Source organism: Gemella sp. 27098_8_149 (assembly GCF_041433745.1).
Lineage (GTDB): Bacteria > Bacillota > Bacilli > Staphylococcales > Gemellaceae > Gemella.
Genome location: NZ_JAPWCB010000007.1, coordinates 60,045 through 79,714, shown reverse-complemented (window position 1 = coordinate 79,714; position 19,670 = coordinate 60,045). Strand labels below are relative to the sequence as shown.

General features: G+C 32.6%; 16 protein-coding genes. 3 read left to right on the top strand and 13 right to left on the bottom strand.

Translation table 11 applies throughout. The annotated features are described in order from the left end of the window. Positions 1–234: 234 nt before the first annotated feature. The 11 genes from O3801_RS04820 to purE are packed head-to-tail and all read right to left on the bottom strand — an operon-like array spanning position 235 to position 14,932. Positions 235–1,890: a formate--tetrahydrofolate ligase gene (locus O3801_RS04820; protein WP_371454241.1), complete on the bottom strand. Its 1,656-nt coding sequence runs from the start codon at positions 1,888–1,890 to the stop codon at positions 235–237. A 38-nt stretch (positions 1,891–1,928) separates the two neighbouring features. Then, positions 1,929–3,233, bottom strand: coding sequence for an adenylosuccinate lyase (gene purB / locus O3801_RS04815; RefSeq protein ID WP_371454240.1), 1,305 nt, complete (start codon positions 3,231–3,233; stop codon positions 1,929–1,931). A gap of 49 nt (positions 3,234–3,282) precedes the next feature. Next, positions 3,283–4,518, bottom strand: a complete 1,236-nt coding sequence (purD, locus tag O3801_RS04810; RefSeq protein ID WP_371454239.1) for a phosphoribosylamine--glycine ligase — start codon at positions 4,516–4,518, stop codon at positions 3,283–3,285. Position 4,519: 1 nt separating this feature from the next. After that, positions 4,520–6,040, bottom strand: coding sequence for a bifunctional phosphoribosylaminoimidazolecarboxamide formyltransferase/IMP cyclohydrolase (gene purH / locus O3801_RS04805; protein ID WP_371454238.1), 1,521 nt, complete (start codon positions 6,038–6,040; stop codon positions 4,520–4,522). Beyond that, positions 6,037–6,600 (bottom strand): phosphoribosylglycinamide formyltransferase, encoded by a 564-nt coding sequence (gene purN / locus O3801_RS04800; RefSeq protein WP_371454237.1) that lies wholly within the window; start codon positions 6,598–6,600, stop codon positions 6,037–6,039. The genes purH and purN overlap by 4 nt, the downstream gene beginning before the upstream one ends. Then, complete coding sequence (gene purM / locus O3801_RS04795; protein WP_371454236.1) at positions 6,597–7,601, bottom strand: phosphoribosylformylglycinamidine cyclo-ligase; 1,005 nt, start codon at positions 7,599–7,601, stop codon at positions 6,597–6,599. Before purM ends, purN begins: the two co-directional genes overlap by 4 nt. After that, on the bottom strand, positions 7,601–9,052 hold the full coding sequence (gene purF, locus O3801_RS04790) for an amidophosphoribosyltransferase (RefSeq protein WP_371454235.1): 1,452 nt from the start codon (positions 9,050–9,052) through the stop codon (positions 7,601–7,603). Before purF ends, purM begins: the two co-directional genes overlap by 1 nt. Then, positions 9,045–9,746, bottom strand: coding sequence for a phosphoribosylaminoimidazolesuccinocarboxamide synthase (purC, locus tag O3801_RS04785; RefSeq protein ID WP_371454234.1), 702 nt, complete (start codon positions 9,744–9,746; stop codon positions 9,045–9,047). Before purC ends, purF begins: the two co-directional genes overlap by 8 nt. After that, positions 9,746–13,423 (bottom strand): phosphoribosylformylglycinamidine synthase, encoded by a 3,678-nt coding sequence (locus tag O3801_RS04780; RefSeq protein ID WP_371454233.1) that lies wholly within the window; start codon positions 13,421–13,423, stop codon positions 9,746–9,748. The genes purC and O3801_RS04780 overlap by 1 nt, the downstream gene beginning before the upstream one ends. After that, complete coding sequence (locus O3801_RS04775; protein WP_371454232.1) at positions 13,416–14,459, bottom strand: 5-(carboxyamino)imidazole ribonucleotide synthase; 1,044 nt, start codon at positions 14,457–14,459, stop codon at positions 13,416–13,418. Before O3801_RS04775 ends, O3801_RS04780 begins: the two co-directional genes overlap by 8 nt. Further along, entirely contained in the window at positions 14,456–14,932 is a 477-nt protein-coding gene (gene purE, locus O3801_RS04770; RefSeq protein WP_371454231.1) for a 5-(carboxyamino)imidazole ribonucleotide mutase, read from the bottom strand. The genes O3801_RS04775 and purE overlap by 4 nt, the downstream gene beginning before the upstream one ends. Before the next feature lie 464 nt (positions 14,933–15,396). On the opposite strand from purE, the gene O3801_RS04765 reads away from it, so the two are divergent. Then, complete coding sequence (locus O3801_RS04765; RefSeq protein WP_271965256.1) at positions 15,397–15,579, top strand: type II toxin-antitoxin system HicA family toxin; 183 nt, start codon at positions 15,397–15,399, stop codon at positions 15,577–15,579. 28 nt (positions 15,580–15,607) lie between these two features. Next, positions 15,608–16,003 (top strand): type II toxin-antitoxin system HicB family antitoxin, encoded by a 396-nt coding sequence (locus O3801_RS04760; protein WP_371454230.1) that lies wholly within the window; start codon positions 15,608–15,610, stop codon positions 16,001–16,003. A gap of 219 nt (positions 16,004–16,222) precedes the next feature. Here O3801_RS04760 and O3801_RS04755 read toward each other — a convergent pair whose 3' ends face one another. After that, positions 16,223–17,032: a Cof-type HAD-IIB family hydrolase gene (locus O3801_RS04755; protein WP_371454229.1), complete on the bottom strand. Its 810-nt coding sequence runs from the start codon at positions 17,030–17,032 to the stop codon at positions 16,223–16,225. Between the two features lie 146 nt (positions 17,033–17,178). Continuing rightward, positions 17,179–18,552, bottom strand: a complete 1,374-nt coding sequence (locus tag O3801_RS04750; RefSeq protein ID WP_371454228.1) for a glycine--tRNA ligase — start codon at positions 18,550–18,552, stop codon at positions 17,179–17,181. Positions 18,553–18,975: 423 nt separating this feature from the next. Between O3801_RS04750 and O3801_RS04745 the strand changes: the two genes are divergently transcribed. Then, complete coding sequence (locus O3801_RS04745; protein WP_371454227.1) at positions 18,976–19,668, top strand: CPBP family intramembrane glutamic endopeptidase; 693 nt, start codon at positions 18,976–18,978, stop codon at positions 19,666–19,668. Positions 19,669–19,670 lie beyond the last annotated feature (2 nt).

Sequence of the window (19,670 nt, the reverse complement as noted above, 5' to 3'; positions counted from 1 at the left end):
TTATATCACAAATACAGACGTTTACAACCGTTTTTTATAAAAAACTCAAAATTATCGGACAATTTAATCTATTTTCACAGTCTATAGACTTTTATGCGTTTTCATTAAAAACAATTATCAACTATATCAGATATTTAATACTGAACATAAATACAAAAAATAACCTGAGAATCAGTTTATACTAATTCTCAAGTTACTTAATTCTTATTATTTTAATCTGTCGTATTTTTTATATTAGAAGATTCCTATGATTGTTTCTGTTTCTTCATCGATATCGATATTTAAAGCACTTGGTACTTTTGGAAGTCCTGGCATTGTTAACACTTTGTTCGCATAAGCTACTACGAATCCTGCACCACTACGTAGTTTAACATCGTTGATAGTAATGTTAAATCCTGTAGGACGCCCTTTGATTTTCGCATTATCTGTTAATGAAGCTGGTGTTTTCGCCATACATACTGGTAGATTCTTGAATCCAAGTCTTTCGATTCTTTCGATTTCAGCTTTAACCTCATCAGAGAAGTTAACTCCATCAGCTCCATAAATCTCACGACATACTGTCTCGATTTTTTCAGTAATTGAAGCTTCATCTTTGTATAATAATTGTAGTTCTTTGTCATTTCCTTCTACAGCTTTTACTACTTTTTCTGCTAGGTCTACTCCACCAAGACCACCTTTTTCCCATACTTCTGTACGAGAGAATTCTACACCTTGTTCTTTTGCCCAGTTTTCTAAGAATGCTAATTCTTTTTCTGTATCAGTAACAAAGACATTTAGAGCTACCACTATCGGTAAATTGAATTTACGTAAGTTTTCGATATGTTTTTCTAAGTTTTGAACACCTTTAGCTAATGCTTCTAAGTTTTCTTCTTTTAGATCTTTTTCTTCAATGTCACCATGTAGTTTTAATGCTTTAACAGTAGCAACTACCACAGCAGCTTTTGGTTTAAGACCTGCTTTACGACATTTAATGTTTAAGAATTTCTCAGCCCCTAAGTCAGCTCCGAATCCTGCTTCTGTAATAACGTAATCAGCAAATTTTAAAGCTGTTTTTGTAGCTAAGATTGAGTTACATCCGTGCGCAATATTTGCGAATGGTCCACCGTGAATAATCGCTGGGTTGTTCTCTAATGTTTGAACAATATTCGGTTTAATTGCATCTTTTAATAATGAAGTTATAACACCTTCAATTTTCAAATCTTTTAGGTAAACTGGTTCACCTTTTTTATTGTAAGCTACAAGGATATTACTTAATTTTTCTTTAAGATCAGCAATCCCTTCTGATAGACATAGAATAGCCATTACTTCACTAGCTACAGTAATATCGAATCCATCAAGGCGTTCTAGGTCTGTTCCAGCATTAACTTTAATATGACGTAAATCACGTGCATTCATGTCCATTACACGGTTAAAGACGATTTTATCTATTTCTAATTCGTTTCCTTGGAATACGTGGTTATTTACTAATACTGCGATTGCATTGTGAGCTGTAGTAATAGCGTGCATATCTCCAGTAAAGTGAAGGTTAATGTCTTCCATCGGTACTACTTGAGCATATCCTCCACCAGCTGCTCCACCTTTTCTTCCTAATACAGGTCCTAAAGATGGTTCACGTAGTGCTACACAAGATTTTTTTCCGATTATATTTAATCCATCAGATAAACCGATAGTTACAGTACTTTTCCCTTCTCCACTTGATGTTGGATTAATTGATGTAACTAATACTAGTTTTGCATCGTCATTAATGTCTTTTTTAATAATTTTTGTTTGGATTTTTGCTTTGTGATTTCCGTATAATATTAAATCTTCTTCTTTTATCCCTAATTTACCTGCTACTTCAGCAATATGTTTCTTTTCACATTCGTTTGAAATTTGAAAGTCTGACTTCATTTAATCTACCTCTTTTCTTTGAGTTTTATTTTATTATTTTAATCTTCCAATCCTGGAATACGTTTGTATATTTTGTCAATATTTACAAGGTGTACATTTAAATCGAAACAACTATCTAGTACTTCTTTAGAGACTGTATTTTTAATAGTTTCATTTTCTTCAAGTAGTTGTCTAAATGGAATACCTTCGAACCATGATTTCATCGCTAATGGTTGTACTAAATCGTACGCTTCTTCACGTGAGAATGAGTATTTTTCAATAAGATTACTCATAGTTCTTTGAGCGAAGATTACACCATTAGTAGCATAAATATTTTTAATCATGTTATCTGTAAATACTGTTAGATTTTTCACAACATTAGTAAATCTATTTAGCATGTAGTCTAATAATGTTGTTGCATCATTACTTAAGATTCTTTCTGCACTTGAGTGAGAAATATCACGTTCATGCCATAATGGAATATTTTCGTAAGCTGCAAACATATATCCACGCATGATTCTAGCACATCCTGCCATGTTTTCACTTGAGATTGGATTACGTTTGTGAGGCATTGCACTTGAACCTTTTTGATTTTTCGAGAAGAATTCTTCTGCTTCTCTTACTTCTGTACGTTGTAAGTGACGAATCTCTACTCCGATTTTTTCGATTGAACTTGCGATTAACGCTAATGTTGCATAGTAATCTGCGTGTCTATCACGTTGTAAAGTTTGCGTTGAAATATTACTTGATTCAATTCCTAATTTTTCACAAACATAGTCTTGAACTTCTGGTGGTGTATTTGAGAATGTACCTACAGCTCCAGAGATTTTACCTACTTCAATAATTTTTCTTACTTCGTTGAAACGTTTAATATGACGGTTAAATTCATCATAATAAAGCGCAAATTTCAATCCAAAACTACTAATATCAGCGTGCACTCCGTGAGTACGTCCGATACAAGGTGTGAATTTATATTGTAATGCTTTTTCTTTTAATACTTCTTGGAAATTTAATAAATCTCTGTAAAGGATATCGTTAGCTTGTTTATATAAATATCCATAAGCAGTATCAACAACATCAGTAGATGTTAATCCATAGTGCACCCATTTTTTCTCATCACCTAGATAACTAGAAACATTACGAGTGAAAGCTACTATATCATGTTTTGTTTCTTTTTCTAATTCTAAAATTCCTGGTAGGTCAAATTTTGCATTAGCGAATAATTTTTCAACATCTTCTTTTGGTACAACCCCTAATGTACTCCAAGCTTCTGTCGCATAAAGTTCTACTTCTAAATATGCTTTAAAACGATTCTCATCGCTAAAGATATTACGCATTTCTTCTCTACTATATCTTTCAATCATTGCAATAATCTCCTGATGTTCTATTTTTCAATCGGTTTATCTAAAAATACTATAAAGATAAATGACCAATGTCTTTTCTGTAAAATAGTTCTTCACATTCTATTTTTACTATCTCATTATACACTTTTTTATATGCTTCTTGCAAGCTCTTTCCTTGTGCACAGACTAATAATACACGGCCACCATTAATTACTATATCATCACCTACACGCTTAGTCCCCATATGAAATACTGGTGTAGACACTTTATCTAAGCCATGTATTACAGCCCCTTTTTCACTGTGTTCCGGATATCCTTTCGCTGCCATTACGACACCGATAAAGGCATCTTTACTCCATTTCAACTCTACTTCTTTGCCATCGATAATATTATTTGCTATTTCGTATAAACTACTTTCTAATGATAATAGTAATATTTCACTCTCTGGATCTCCAAAACGAACGTTAAATTCAATAGTTTTTACACCATCTTGACATTTCATAAGACCTGCATACAGTATTCCGTAAAATGGCATTCCCTCATCACTCATAGCATCAACCATAGGCTGAACAACATTTCTAACACCTTCATCAATGTCATCTTGAGTAATTTTCTTAAGTGGTAAATATGCTCCCATTCCACCTGTATTTAAACCTTCATCGTTATCGAATGCACGTTTGTGATCTTGTGCAATTTCCATAGGATAGACCTTTTTATCAGAAACAAAACACATAAGTGAGAATTCTTCACCTTGAAGAAATTCTTCAATAACAACACTAGATCCAGCCTTATTAAATTTTGCATTACACATCATTTCTTTAAGTTCAAATTGAGCTTCTTCTAGAGTGTTAGCAATAATTACTCCTTTACCTGCAGCTAGTCCGTCTGCTTTAAGGACGATAGGTGCTTTTTGATTGCTTAAGTACTCTTTTGCCAATTCATAATCGTTAAAACTTTCATATTTTGCTGTTGGAATATTGTATTTTCTCATCATCATTTTTGAGAATACTTTACTTCCTTCTAGTTGTGCTGCAAGTTTTGATGGCCCAAAGGCACGGACACCTACTTTTTGCAGTTCATCTACTAAACCATTAACTAGTGGTACTTCAGGTCCAACGAAGACAAGGTCGATATTATTTTTTTTTGCATAGCTTGGTATTTGGTCTTCTGTTAATGCTACACATACTCCAAATTCTTCGACTGCAGGATTAATCCCTGCCATATGTACTTCGTGACCTTCTTTATGGAATTTATAAGCGATAGCGTGCTCTCTACCACCGCTTCCTACTACTAATACTTTAGCCATATTAGTGTTTAAAGTGACGTATTTTACTGAAGACCATCGCCACACCTTTCTCATTACATGCATCTATACTTTCTTGATCACGAATAGAACCACCTGGTTGCACTATCGCAGCAATACCATAATCAGCTGCTAAATCAGCGCTATCTCGCATTGGGAAGAATGCATCAGAAGCTAAGACTGCACCTCTCGCTTTTTCTCCTGCTTGTTCAAGAGCTATTTTACATGAACCTACTCTATTCATCTGACCAGCACCAATTCCTAGAGTTTGTCTATCTTTTACAACTACTATTGCATTTGATTTAACATGTTTTACTACTTTTAAGCCAAACTCAATATCTTTTTGTTGAGTTACATCAACTTTTTTCTCGGTTACACTTTCGTATTCATCAGCAAGTTTATCGTTAAAATCTTGTACTAAGATTCCACCACGAACACTTTTTATTTGTTGTTCATGATTATTATTTTTCTCAGAAAGTTTGTAAATACGTAGATTTTTCTTCTTAGTTAGTATTTCTAATGCTTCTTCATCATAATCTGTCGCTAAAATAATTTCTAAGAAGATACTGTGCATTTTTTCAGCAGTTTCTTTATCTACTTTGCCATTTACTGCAACGATTCCTCCGAAAATTGATACAGGATCCGCTTCGTAAGCTCTACTATATGCTTCAAATACAGAACTTCCTGTCGCTACTCCACATGGATTCATATGTTTAACAGCAACACATGTAGTTTCATCAAACTCTGAAAGGATATCTAAAGCTGCAGAAGCGTCCTGAATATTATTGTATGACATTTCCTTACCATGAAGTTGCACAGCATTTTGAAGGGCATAACTTTCATTATTATCTTGTACATAGTGATAAGCTTTTTGATGAGGGTTCTCCCCATATCGAAGACTATCTTGAAGTTTATAAGATAATGTTAATCTTTCAGGTATAAGATTATCTTTTTTATTAAAGTAATTTGCGATAGCAGCATCATAACTAGCTGTTGTATTAAATACTTTTATAGCTAAAGCACGACGTGTTTCGTACGAGATTCCACCTTGTTCCAGTTCTTCAAGAATCTTAGAATAATCATTAATATCAGTAACTACCGCTACATCATTAAAGTTTTTAGCAGCACTTCTTAGCATACTTGGACCACCAATATCAATGTTCTCGATAATCTCTTCTTCGCTAACTCCTTCTTTTTTAACTGTAGCTTCAAAAGGATATAAGTTTACGCAAACTAAATCAATATACTCGATATTATTTTCAGCTACGTGTTTATTATGAAGCTCATTACCTCGTTTTGATAGTAATCCACCATGAATTTTAGGGTGCAAAGTTTTTACACGTCCTTCTAAAATTTCTGGAAAGTGAGTAACGTCCTCGATACTAATACAACTTACTCCATTATTTTTTAAATGTGTAAAAGTTCCACCTGTACTAATAACTTCGAAACCATGTTTTTCTAAACCTTTTGCAAATTCTACTATATTTGTTTTATCACTTACACTTATTAATGCTCTTTTAGTCATAGTGCCTCCTCAACTAACTTTAATATTACTTCTGGATATAATTTATGTTCTAGTTTATGTACTTTTTCAGTAACAGTTTCTATAGTATCATCTTCTTGTACTTCAAATGATCTTTGAGCGATTACTTCTCCACCATCAAGCTCTTCATTTACATAATGAATACTAATTCCTATTTCTTTCTCTCCTGCATTGAATGCTTGTTTAATAGCATCTTTACCTTTAAATTTCGGTAATAATGATGGATGTAAATTTAGAATTGTCTTCTTATACCTTTCTAAGAAATACGGAGAAATAATTCTCATATACCCCGCTAAAAATATATAATCTAAATCTTTAACTTTCTCAAAAATTACACTTTCGTATGCTTCTTTTGATTCAAAATCTTTCGCGGAGAATATAAATACTTTAATATTTCTATCATGTGCTTTTCTAATAACTGCTGCATCTTTTCTATCGCATACTAATAGCTCAATTGAGATTTTATCTTTTAATCTTTCATCATCTGCAATTTTTTCGAAATTACTTCCTGTTCCTGATGCAAATATCGCTACTTTCTTCATACTATTTCTATTCCACTTTCGTCTGTTACTTCTCCAAGGACAAATGCATTATCAATTAATGATAAAGTTTTATCTACATCTTCCTTGTTTACTATTAATATCATGCCTACACCCATATTAAAGATATGATACATTTCTTCTTCATCAATTTTACCTTTTTCTTGTAGGTACTTAAATATCTCTGGTACTTCATATGAACTTTTATCAATTTTCATACCTAATCCATCTTTTAAAGCACGAGGTAAATTCTCATGGAAACCTCCCCCAGTAATATGAGCTATTCCTGCTACTTTAACCTCTTCTAGTACTTTCAGTACTTCTTTTACATAGATTTTAGTAGGTGTTAATAAAGTTTCCCCTACTGTACTTCCGTTAAATTCTTCGTTTAAACCAATATTATTATCTTTTAAAATTTTTCTTACTAATGAGAAGCCATTAGAATGTACACCACTTGATGGTAGACCAATTACTACTTGTCCTGCTTTTGTGTTTTCTGTACTTAATAATAATTCTTTCTCTTGAGCTCCTACACAGAATCCTGCGATATCGTATTCCCCATCTTCATAAAATCCTGCCATCTCAGCAGTTTCCCCACCGACTATCGCACATCCTGCTTGAACACAACCTTCCGCAACCCCTTCTACTATCGCTTCTACTTGTTCAGGGTAGTTTTTACCTACTGCTAAATAATCTAAGAAAAATAATGGAATGGCACCTTGAGCTAGTATATCGTTGGCACACATCGCAACAACATCGATACCGATAGTATTGTGAATATCTAATTCGAATGCAAGTTTTAATTTTGTACCTACTCCGTCAGTACCACTAACTAATACAGGATTTTTAAAGTTATAACTACTAAGGTCAAACGCTCCCCCAAAACCACCGATAGCTGACATCATACCAAGATTTTTAGTACGTGCTACGTGTTTCTTAATACGTTCAACACTTTCATAACCGGCTTGTAGACTTACACCACTTTCTTCATACTTTTTACTCATTACATTCTTCCCCTTTCTTTTAGAAACTCTTTTTGAATATCTGTCATAGAATTCACATAACTTTCTTCATAATCGTATAGTCCAGCACTATAGTCTCCGTTGTAGCATTCCATACATAATCCCGTATATGGTGCATCATAGTTTAAACCAATAGAATCTATTAATCCTTGTTCACTTAGGAAGCCTAGTGAATCCGCTCCGATAATTTCACAAATTTCCTCATTTGTTTTATTTGCTGAGATAAGTTCTTCCGTAGTAGAAATATCTATGCCATAAAAACTTGGGAACATAAGTGATGGACAAGCTATTCTTACGTGTACTTCTCTTGCTCCCGCTTCTTTTAACAATTGAACAATTCTCTTACTTGTAGTACCACGTACTATCGAGTCATCGACTAAGACTATACTCTTACCTTGAACTACACCTCTAACCGCTGACAGTTTCATTCTTACTCCTTGTTCACGAAGTTCCTGAGTGGGCTGAATAAATGTACGAGCTACATATTGATTTTTAATTAGTCCCATTTCATATGGAAGCCCACTTTCTTCTGCGTAACCACTAGCAGCTGATAATGATGAGTTAGGTACCCCAATTACCATATCTGCATCTGGTGTTGGTTGTTCTTTAGCAAGTGCACGTCCTGTTCTTTTTCTAGCACTATGAACATTAATTCCAGCAATGTTAGAGTCTGGTCTAGCAAAGTATACATATTCCATCGCAGCGATTGCTACTTGTGTATCTTCAGTATATTTTTCAATTCTTATACCTTTATCATTAATAGTAACTAGCTCTCCAGCACCTACATTACACACGAACTCAGCACCGACTACATCTAGTGCACAAGTTTCACTCGCAGCCACGTACGCTCCATTTTTCATCTTACCTATCGCTAAAGGTCTAAAACCATTTGGATCAACCGCACCATAAAGAGTTTTTTCCGTTAATACTAGATATGTAAATCCACCTTTAATAATATTCAAACTTTCTTTAAGCTGCTCTTTAAAAGTTTCTTTTTTACTTCTTCTAATAAGATGAATAAGTACTTCTGTATCTGAAGAAGAATGGAATATTGCACCTTGCTGTTCTAATTCTTTTTTTAGAGTTTTAGCATTAATTAAATTACCATTATGACAAATACCAACACTCATATCATAGAAATGAAATAGAAATGGTTGGATATTTTGAATACTATTGCTTCCACTAGTCGCATATCTAACATGCCCAATAGCACTTTCTCCAACTAGTCTTTCTAATTTTTCCTTATCACGAAACACCTCAGAAACCAAACCAAGATCACGATGTCCTCTTAGTTTAGTACCTTCTTTAGAAACAATTCCTGCTCCTTCTTGACCTCTATGTTGCAAACTATGTAAACCAAAATATGTCACATTACTAGCTTCAGGATGTCCCCAAATACCGAATACTCCACATTCTTCATTAAGACTACGCATTTTTTAATCTCCTTAAAACTTCTTCATAAGCTTCCATTACTGAACCTAAATCTCTTCTGAATCTATCTTTGTCTAATTTCTCATTTGTATCCTTATCCCAAAGACGACATGTATCTGGAGAAATTTCATCAGCTAGAATTATTTCACCGTCTTTAGTTTTTCCGAATTCAATTTTAAAATCAACAAGTACTAAGTTTGCATCTAAGTATAATTTTTGTAATAATTCGTTGATTTTTAAAGCTTGAGTACGGATATTTTCTAACTCTTCTTCTGTAACGATTTCTAATGCCACCGCATGATCATTGTTAATTAGTGGGTCATTTAGTTCATCATTTTTATAACTTAATTCAAATACTGGTTTTTTTAATTTTTTCCCTTCTTCAAGTCCATATTTTTTTGCCATAGAACCAGCTACTATATTACGTACAATTACTTCTAAAGGAATAATAGTAACATGCTTACAAATCTGATCTGTTTCATTTACTTTTTTAATGAAGTGTGTTTTTACACCTTGTTTTACTAAGTATTCGAAGATTAGTGAAGTAATTGTATTATTGAATACTCCCTTACCTTCAAATTCTTCTTTTTTTACACCGTTGAAGGCAGTAGCACTATTTTTATAATGTACATATATTTCATCATTGTTTTCACATTCGAACAGTTGTTTAGCTTTTCCTTCGTATAAAAGTTTCATTATTTTCTTCCCCCTTTGAAGTAATTCACACCGTTTTTGAAAATATCTTGTTTTACTTTTATTGTGTTTGTTTTATATAATGTAGCTCCGTATCTTTCACTGTGTCCCATTTTTCCTAAGATAAGCCCATCTTCACTAACTAATCCTTCAGTAGCTAGAACTGAGCCGTTAGGATTGAAGCGACCGTTTAATGTAGCATTACCATCGAAATCACTATATTGGAAAGCGACAAGATGTTTAAATTTGTTAATATTAAGCCCTACTACTTTACCTTCACCATGACTGAACACTACTTCGTGTTGATCTCCAATATTAAAATCTTGTAACCAAGGAGAGTTAGTATTAGCTACACGAGTAAAGGCTGTTGTTGAAATATGTTCGTAACTATCATTTCTGTATAGTGTTAGGTCATCTTCTGCCAACTCTCTAACTTCACCGTATGGTAATAGTCCTGATTTAAGTAATGCTTGGAATCCGTTACACACACCTAAGATTAATTTTTTCTGAGCAAGGTGTTTATGAATCGCATCTTTAACTTTTTCATTTTTTAAGAAGTTTACAATATATTTAGCACTTCCATCTGGCTCATCCCCACTCGAGAATCCTCCAGGGAACATAATGATATGAGACTGTTCAATAGCTTTTGTGAATTCTTCTATAGATTGTTCAATATCATTTTCACGAGTATTTCTAATAACTACTGTAATTGGTGTAGCTCCCGCTTCTAAGAAGGCTTTTTCACTATCGTACTCACAGTTTGTACCAGGGAATACTGGAATAACTACTTTTACATCTTCTACATATTCTGGATAATATTTTTTCTCTTTATATTCAGTGTGAAGATTTTCAACATTACCTTTATCTTCATTTTGATATAATGGATAAACTTTATTTAGTGTTTTTGTGTATGCTTCGTAAATATCTTTATGCATAAACACTTCGTTATTAATTATAATTCTTTCACTGACTTCTCCTAATTTTTCAAATGGTAGCTCAGTTGTTGCTTCTACTACTAGAGACGCTGGATCAAAGTTAAGAATATTTTCTTTTTCAACTTCAAAGCCAAGATCATTACCTAGTGACATCTTCACTAATGAAGCGGCGATACTACCTTCTTCTTGGACATATGCAGATACTATCTTACCTTCTTTAATATACTTATGAACAAGTTCATAATTTTCTAAAGTTTTCTTAATGTCTGGATATCCTTTTTCATCTTTTTCTACAGGAACATAGTACAATTTATTACCAACTTTTTTTAGCTCTGGAGTAATTACATCCGCTATTTTTACAGGTGTACAAGCGAATGAAATTAATGTTTCTACTACATTTAAATCATTGAAAGTACCTGACATACTATCCTTACCACCGATACTAGGTCTACCAATTTCTTTTTGAGCATAAATACTTCCTAATAAACTTTGAGTAACTTTACCCCATTTAGTACTGTCAGTACCCAATTTTTCGAAGTATTCTTGGAATGAGAAGTATAAGCTATCTTTATTTCCTCCCACCGCGTAAACTTTCGCTACTGATTCTAACACCGCATAAATAGATGATAGGAATGGTGAGTAGTACGAAATTTTTGGAATAAATCCATAAGTTAAGATTGTCGCTGTATCACTTGTTGTATGTAATGTTGGTAATGCTTGAACACTCGCTTGAACTGGTGTAAGTTTGTGTTTTCCAGCAAAAGGCATAAGTACAGTAGTTACACCAATTGAAGAGTCGAATTTTTGCGCCAGACCTTTTTGACAAGTTACATTTAATTCCCCTAACTCGCTTAAGATATTTTCACGAGTTACTTCTTTATTTAAGAATGGATTAGCCGCAGTATTATCTTTCATCGTAACTGATGATCTTTGACGAACACCACTTGTTTCTAAGAAATCAGCACTCATATCAACAACTTTCTCATCGTTGTAATACATTTCTAATCTACGTCTATTAGTTACCGTAGCAACATGAGCGTATTCAATATTTTCTTTCTCACATTCACGAATAAATGCCTCGTAGTCTTTTTTATCAATAGCTACTGCCATACGTTCCTGAGATTCACTAGTTGCTAATTCTGTCGCATTTAAGCCTTGATATTTAGTAAGAACTTTTTCTAAATGAATTTCAATACCGTCAGAAAGCTCACCGATAGCTACACAAACACCACCAGCACCGAAGTCATTACATTTTTTAATAAGTCTTGTAACTTCTGGTTTTCTAAATAAACGTTGTAACTTGCGTTCTTCTGGAGCATTACCTTTTTGAACTTGGCTAGACATAGTATTTAATGAATCATTAGTATGTTCTACACTTGAACCACTCGCACCTTGAATACCATCACGACCAGTTCTACCACCTATCATTACAACGATATCACCATCGACAAGAGTTTCACGTTTATAATCTCCGTCCTTAACAGCTCCGACTACAGCTCCAACTTCCATATGTTTAGCTACATAACTATCATCATATAATTCACGAACAAAAGTAGTCGCAAGACCAATTTGGTTACCGTAAGATGAGTTACCATGTGCAGTTCCTTTAGCTATATCTATTTGAGGAAGTTTGTGTTTTAAAGTATCTTCACGTTTTTGTAATATATTACCACTTCCTGAAATACGCATAGCTTGATATACGTAACTACGTCCAGATAGTGGGTCTCTAATAGCTCCCCCTATACAAGTACTAGCTCCCCCGAATGGTTCGATTTCACTTGGGTGGTTATGGGTTTCATTTTTGAATTGAATTAACCAACGTTCTTTTTCACCATTATTTTCTATAGTAGTAAAGAATGAACATGCATTAATTTCTTCACTTACTTCAATATTTTCATCTTTTAATACTTTTACATGATATTTACCGATAATACTCGCCATATCCATAAGCGTGATAGGTTTATCGTTACGATCAAGTTCTTCACGCACTTTTAAGTAATAGTCAAATGCATCTTGCATCTCTTTTTGGAAAAGTTCTGACTCAATTTTTACTTCATCTAACACTGTCTCGAAAGTAGTGTGTCGGCAGTGGTCACTCCAGTAACAATCTAATACGTAGATTTCCGTTTCAGTAGGAACACGACCTTCTTTTCTAAAGTAATCTTGAATAAATACTAGGTCTTCAATATTCATAGCTAGAGAAAATTCTTTTTTTAGACCAAGTAACTCATCTTTATCAAACTCTAAAAATCCAGCTAAGTCTTTTAGTGGTTTTGGCTTGGAATCTAGTGTAAAGTCAAGAATTGATAAATCTTTTTTACGAGCTTCAATAGGATTTACTAAGTAACTTTCTACAAGATTTAATTGCTCATTTGTAAGTTGTTTATTAAAAAGAACTAGCTTACCACTTCGTACAGTTGCTTTACTTTTCGAGTTAAGCAATCTTATGCTTTCTTTTGCGCTGTCAGCTCTTTGATCATATTGAGCAGGTAACACTTCATAAGCGAAGTACTTCCCATCATTAAGCTCAATATCTTCAAACACTTCATCAACAACAATCTCAGAAAACACAGAAGTTTTAGCTAGTTCATAAGTTTCTTCATCAATATTAAAGACATCATAAATTACATACAACTCCACAGAGTCAAGACCTAGATTAAACTCTAAGTTCAAGTTGTCTCGTAATTGTAATTCTTCTTTATTATATCCATTGCGTTTCTTTACAAAAATTCGTTTATTAGTCATGTTCTCCTCCTAAAATTACATCACCGTAAAAATTAATATGTCCTATTTTTCTATCTTGGCGTGGTTCTTTTTCATATAAGTGTAAGTAACCACCTTTGTTTTTATACACATCTATATAATAATCTAAGTTTTGACCAAGTATATTATAAAATGTCGTTTCTATATTCTCTATCTTACCAACTTTTAAACCACAAATAGCTTCAATATGAGCTTTAAATTGACTCTTTGTCGCACTTTGCATTGTTATATGACCAGAATTGTGAACTCGTGGTGCTATTTCATTAAAAATAACTTTCCCTTCACTTATAAAAAACTCAACAGTAAGTACTCCGTAATAGTCAAAGTTACTAAGGATTCGTTTCGTATATTCTATTGCTAGAGATTCTTGTTCTTTAGTTGCTGTAGTTGGTACTTTCGAACGATATAAAATATTATTTCTATGTTCATTTTCTACTACTGCGACGATATTTACCTCGTCTTTATCTTTAACCGCAACTACCGAGATTTCTTTATCCAGTTTTACGAACTCTTCTAGTAATGTATGTGTCTCTACTTCTTCACTAGAATTTATTTTTTTCTGACCTTTTCCATCATAACCAAAACGTACAGTTTTCATTAAATATGGTTTAGTTATTTCTACATTTTTATCTTCTTCAACATATATATAATCTACTGTTGGAATGTCTAGTTTTCTAGCGAATTCTTTTTCATAATATCTGTGTTGAGTAGTTCTCAGTACTTCTGCACTTTGTACAATATTATACTTTTTCTCAAACTTTTCTAAAGAAGCTGCATTGATATTCTCAAATTCAAAAGTAATAACATCAGATGCTGAACATAACTTTTCAACACTTGCGAAATCATCGAACTCAGCTTGAATGAAGATATCGCTGAAAATCTTCGCACAACAACTATCACTAGGATCTAGAACAGCAATTTTATAGCCCATCTCTTTGGCACTCATAGCAAGCATTCTTCCTAGTTGACCACCACCGATTATTCCTATAGTTTTTCCTGGTAATATCGTCTTAATCATAGTTTCATCTCTTCCAATACTATTCTTTCTTGTTCTTTTTTAAATTGTTCGTACTTAGCAGCATACTTTTCATCAAAAATTCCTAGTATTGATAAGGCACTAATAGCAGCATTTTTTGCTCCAGCTACACCGATTGCCATAGTTAAGACTGGGACACCAGCTGGCATCTGAACTATTGAATACAACGAATCAACTCCACTAAGAACACTCGATTTAATCGGAACACCAATGACTGGTAATGTCGTCATAGAAGCAACCATACCAGGAAGATGTGCCGCTCCTCCCGCCGCCGCAATAATCAACGAATAACCATTACTCTTCGCATTTTTAGAGAATTCAACTAAAAGATCAGGTGTTCTATGTGCACTTACTACTTTTTTATCAAAAGGAATTTCAAATTCTTCTAACAACTTACAAGTTTCTTCCATCGTTGTATAATCCGACTTCGAACCCATAATCACCGCAACTTTCATACTTTAAGCTCCTTTTTCGTTTTAAATGTACGTTTTTCAAACGTTTATTTGTATAAAATATTTTCATCGTACGTCTATAATTCAAATTATACTACTTGTTTGAATATTAATCAAGTATAAACATAAGAAAAATCGGATGTTTTTAATTTTTTCAACATTTATGAAATAAAATAAGAACTTTGATATTAGATTCTTTATAAAATAATTGATTTACATAACAAAAAACAGACGTTTAACTTTCAAGTACTCTAGAGACCCGATACAATAGACTTTTTAAAAACACTCTACGAAAACTCTCCGAAGTTAGAGTAAAAAACCTATTTTTTTAGTGAAAATCATTTTAGAAACTGAAAAGCAAAATAGAAATATTTCAAGATGAAAAGATTAAAATGAATAATCTTCTTTAAAATTATTTACATATGTTAAAACATATGTTAAAATATATATTGTTAGGAGGTAAACTCATGAGTTCGAAAGAATTAATAAAACAGCTTAATAAATTAGGTTGGCAAGAAGTCCGAATAAAAGGCAGTCATCACCAATTTAAGCACCCTAACAAAGATTATCTTATAACTGTACCGCACCCAAAGAGAGATTTACCTAAAGGGACGGCACAAAAGATATTAAAACAAGCGGGCTTGAAATAAAGCCCCTTGATTTTCGGAGGTTAACCACATGAAATATATGTACTATGCAATATTTACACAAGAAAAAGATTATATAGATATAACATTCCCAGATTTAAAAGGTTGTATTACTTTTGGTGATAATTTAGAAGAAGCTTTATACATGAGTAAAGACGCTCTAGAGGGTTATTTATTAGTATTAGAAGATGAAAAAATGAGTATACCAAAACCAAGTACATATCAAGAGTTACAATCTAAATTAAACGACAATCAACAATTACAATTAATTAATGTTGATACTGATTTTATTAGACGTAGAGAAGAAAACAAAGCAGTAAATAAAATGGTTACTTTACCAAAATGGTTAGTAGACTTAGGGAAAGAGAAAAAAGTAAACTTTTCACAAGTATTACAGCAAGCGTTAAAAAACGAATTGGGAGTATAACAAAGTTAAAAAGGCAGTGGAATTAATCCACTGCTTTTATTTTGATTTAATATGAGTAATATAGGGTGTGCATTGAAAATCATGATTTCCTAAGAAACAAAGTTTTGTCAAATCCCCCCCGCCCAAGTTCTTAGATATCTAAAAAGCTTTTATAAAGTGAATTTAGATATCTATAAACCACAGCTTCTATGAGTTTTCAGATACGCTTTTTTAAAATTATCATATCTTCTTGATAAAATTCTCAATAGCATATGCTACACCGTCTTCATTATTTGATTTTGTAACATAATCTGCATACTTTTTCACATCATCAGTAGCATTTCCCATAACAATTGAATAACCTACAGTTTCAAACATCGGTATATCATTTTGACCATCACCGAATGCTGCTAACTCTTTTTTAGTTAATTTTTCAAGATTACTAATAAATTCAATCCCCTTAGATTTTTTAGCATTAAAATGCGTAATTTCTAAGTATCCATTAAGTGATCGTTGAAATGTTAATTCTTCATTTGAATATTGTTTTTGCACATAATCTACAATTTTCTCAAAAATTTCGTTATCATACTCAATAAAAGAAACTTTATAAATGTCTTTTTCTTCTTTAAAATACTCTTTAAAATCTAGCATATTATAAGCAACTTTTACAATATTATATTCTCCCCTTATCACATCAGTTTCTAAATCGATATTCCAATTTAGCTCATCATACAAACTAATTCCAGTACTTGGAAATTTATCTCTTATGTCTAAAACCAAATTTTTCGCTATTGAAAAATCTATCGGTTGTCTATGCAAAATTATCTTCTCATTATTTTTCTTTTCAAAAATTAACGCGCCATTAAATGAAACATGAATACCATCTATCCCCAGAGTGTTGATTACATTCTCCATTTTTTGAGGAGAACGCGCTGATACTAAAGTAAAAGGTAATCCACTTTTCTTTATAGCATTAATACTCGCTTCACTTATTTCTCCCTTACTATTAAGAACTGTTCCATCCATATCGGAAAATAAATGTTTTATCATAAACTACCTCCGTAATCATCTATAATTTAATAATATCATTATTATTCAGTTAATTACAAGTACCACTAAATATTTTATTTATAGAATAGTTCAATACTACATCATAAAAAAAACACCCAGAACAAATGTTCTGAGTGTTCATTTAATTAGAATTTAATTTTTTCTTCGATGTATTGTTTTAATTCAGCGATTGGAATACGAGTTTGTTCCATAGTATCTCTATCACGAACAGTTACCATTCCATCGTTTTCTGATTCGAAGTCGTAAGTGATACAGAATGGAGTACCAACTTCGTCTTGTCTTCTATATCTCTTACCGATTGATCCAGTTTCATCGAAATCAACCATGAAGTCTGCAGCTAATTGTTGATATACTTCAACAGCTTTATCACTTAATTTTTTAGAAAGTGGTAAGATAGCTGCTTTGTAAGGCGCTAATGCTGGGTGGAATTTAAGAACTGTACGAGTATCATTTTCCCCAACTTCTTCTTCATTGTATGCATCACATAAGAACGCTAGAAGTACACGGTCAACCCCTACAGATGGTTCGATACAGTATGGGATGAATTTTTCATTTGTACTTAAGTCTTGGTAAGTTAAATCTTGACCTGAGTGTTCCATATGTTGTTTTAAGTCGTAATCTGTTCTTGAAGCAATACCCCAAAGTTCTCCCCAACCGAATGGGAATTTGAACTCAATGTCAGTAGTTGCGTTAGAATAGTGTGATAATTCTTCTTGATCGTGGTCACGTAGACGGATATTTTCTTTAGTCATACCTAAGTCTAATAAGAATTTTTCACAGTTATTTTTCCATGTAGTGTGCCAATCTAATTCAGTTCCTGGTTCACAGAAGAATTCTAATTCCATTTGTTCGAATTCACGAGTACGGAAGATAAAGTTACCTGGTGTGATTTCGTTACGGAATGATTTACCGATTTGTCCAATACCGAATGGTAATTTTTTACGCATACTACGTTGTACGTTTTTGAAGTTTACGAAGATACCTTGTGCAGTTTCTGGGCGTAGGTAAATTTGGCTTGTAGAATTTTCTACTACACCTTGGTTAGTTTTGAACATAAGGTTAAATTGACGAATGTTAGTGTAGTCATGGCTACCACATTCTGGACATTTAATGTTTTCACGATCGATAATAGCTTCTAATTCTTCGAATGGAAGACCATCAACTACTACATCTTCATTTTTTTCATTGAAGTAATATTCTTCGATAAGTTTGTCAGCACGAAGACGTGATTTACATACTTTACAGTCCATCATAGGATCACTGAAGTTACCTACGTGTCCTGAAGCTTCCCATGTACGTGGGTTCATGAAGATAGCTGCATCTAACCCTACGTTATATGGTGATTCTTGAATGAATTTTTTCCACCATGCTTTTTTTACGTTATTTTTTAATTCAATTCCTAATGGACCGTAATCCCAAGTATTAGCTAATCCACCATAGATTTCAGATCCTTGAAATACAAATCCTCTATTTTTTGCAAGAGATAAAATTTTCTCCATAGTTTGTTTCCTCCTAATTAATAAAATATAAAAAGCCCTAGATATGCCGTAGCACATCTAGGGACGAAATAATTTCCGCGGTTCCACCCTGATTAGTAAAAACTCAACTTTAACAATATTAAATTGTATTTAATGCCAATATTGTTGCTGAACTTTCACCATCATCAGCTCGCTTTTACTCTTATATTCTAACATTAATATGAAAAAGTTTCAAGAGAAATTACAAAAATTAATATGAAAACATAAGGTATTTAAATTTATTAATGAAAAAATACATAAAATTATATTACATTTTTCAGAATTAATTTATTAAACCGATTTACATCTATTATTAATAATATTGTTTATTTTAAATACTAATTATTGTATGTATAAATTATAGGTGTTATAATAAATAGTAATTAAATAATTTAAGGAGGGTTTATGAGAATTTCATTTACTCGTGGTAATGTAAGCCACTTACTACTTAGTGGATTTATATATATACTAGCAGTATTTATACTTCCACTACAACTCCCTAGAAATATTAGCGTTGATAATCGAGTTAGCATCGTGCTATTTTTATCTATTACAGCTACAATTATTCTTAGTATACTAGCTATAAAAAATAAAAATGATATAGATAGACAGAAGAGTACATACAACCTAATTACAGTTATCGCTATTGGTATTATCGGATTTGTTTCAATGATGTTATTACAAGGTTTCATCAATGGTTTGTTAGTATACCTATCAAACTTTTTTAATTTTGAGACTAAAAGTAAAAACACTAGTAATGTCGTTGAAATTATAAAAATGAAACCATACTTTATACTTTATGTTGCTGTACTTGGTCCGATTATGGAAGAATTATTCTTTAGAAAAGCTGTATTCGGATACTTCTACGACGCTATGATTGGAAGTAAAGATTGGATTAGATTCACTATACCAGCACTAATTACAGGTATTATCTTTGCACTACCTCATGATGGTATTTCTCCAATTATGGTTATTTATATAGGTATGTCATTTGTATTTAGTTATCTATATATTCACACAAGAAGTATACTAACTCCAATTATTTCACATATTCTTATGAATAGTTTAGTTGTGTTAGTTCAAGTGTATTTTGCATAGGA

What these genes read in the sequence shown, in the direction of transcription:
- O3801_RS04750 (WP_371454228.1), bottom strand. Translation starts at nt 18,552, where the DNA reads ATGGAGAAAATTTTATCTCTTGCAAAAAATAGAGGATTTGTATTTCAA.
- purF (WP_371454235.1), bottom strand. Translation starts at nt 9,052, where the DNA reads ATGCGTAGTCTTAATGAAGAATGTGGAGTATTCGGTATTTGGGGACAT.
- purC (WP_371454234.1), bottom strand. Translation starts at nt 9,746, where the DNA reads ATGAAACTTTTATACGAAGGAAAAGCTAAACAACTGTTCGAATGTGAA.
- purH (WP_371454238.1), bottom strand. Translation starts at nt 6,040, where the DNA reads ATGACTAAAAGAGCATTAATAAGTGTAAGTGATAAAACAAATATAGTA.
- O3801_RS04760 (WP_371454230.1), top strand. Translation starts at nt 15,608, where the DNA reads ATGAAATATATGTACTATGCAATATTTACACAAGAAAAAGATTATATA.
- O3801_RS04755 (WP_371454229.1), bottom strand. Translation starts at nt 17,032, where the DNA reads ATGATAAAACATTTATTTTCCGATATGGATGGAACAGTTCTTAATAGT.
- O3801_RS04820 (WP_371454241.1), bottom strand. Translation starts at nt 1,890, where the DNA reads ATGAAGTCAGACTTTCAAATTTCAAACGAATGTGAAAAGAAACATATT.
- O3801_RS04745 (WP_371454227.1), top strand. Translation starts at nt 18,976, where the DNA reads ATGAGAATTTCATTTACTCGTGGTAATGTAAGCCACTTACTACTTAGT.
- purN (WP_371454237.1), bottom strand. Translation starts at nt 6,600, where the DNA reads ATGAAGAAAGTAGCGATATTTGCATCAGGAACAGGAAGTAATTTCGAA.
- O3801_RS04765 (WP_271965256.1), top strand. Translation starts at nt 15,397, where the DNA reads ATGAGTTCGAAAGAATTAATAAAACAGCTTAATAAATTAGGTTGGCAA.
- O3801_RS04780 (WP_371454233.1), bottom strand. Translation starts at nt 13,423, where the DNA reads ATGACTAATAAACGAATTTTTGTAAAGAAACGCAATGGATATAATAAA.
- purE (WP_371454231.1), bottom strand. Translation starts at nt 14,932, where the DNA reads ATGAAAGTTGCGGTGATTATGGGTTCGAAGTCGGATTATACAACGATG.
- purM (WP_371454236.1), bottom strand. Translation starts at nt 7,601, where the DNA reads ATGAGTAAAAAGTATGAAGAAAGTGGTGTAAGTCTACAAGCCGGTTAT.
- O3801_RS04775 (WP_371454232.1), bottom strand. Translation starts at nt 14,459, where the DNA reads ATGATTAAGACGATATTACCAGGAAAAACTATAGGAATAATCGGTGGT.
- purD (WP_371454239.1), bottom strand. Translation starts at nt 4,518, where the DNA reads ATGGCTAAAGTATTAGTAGTAGGAAGCGGTGGTAGAGAGCACGCTATC.
- purB (WP_371454240.1), bottom strand. Translation starts at nt 3,233, where the DNA reads ATGATTGAAAGATATAGTAGAGAAGAAATGCGTAATATCTTTAGCGAT.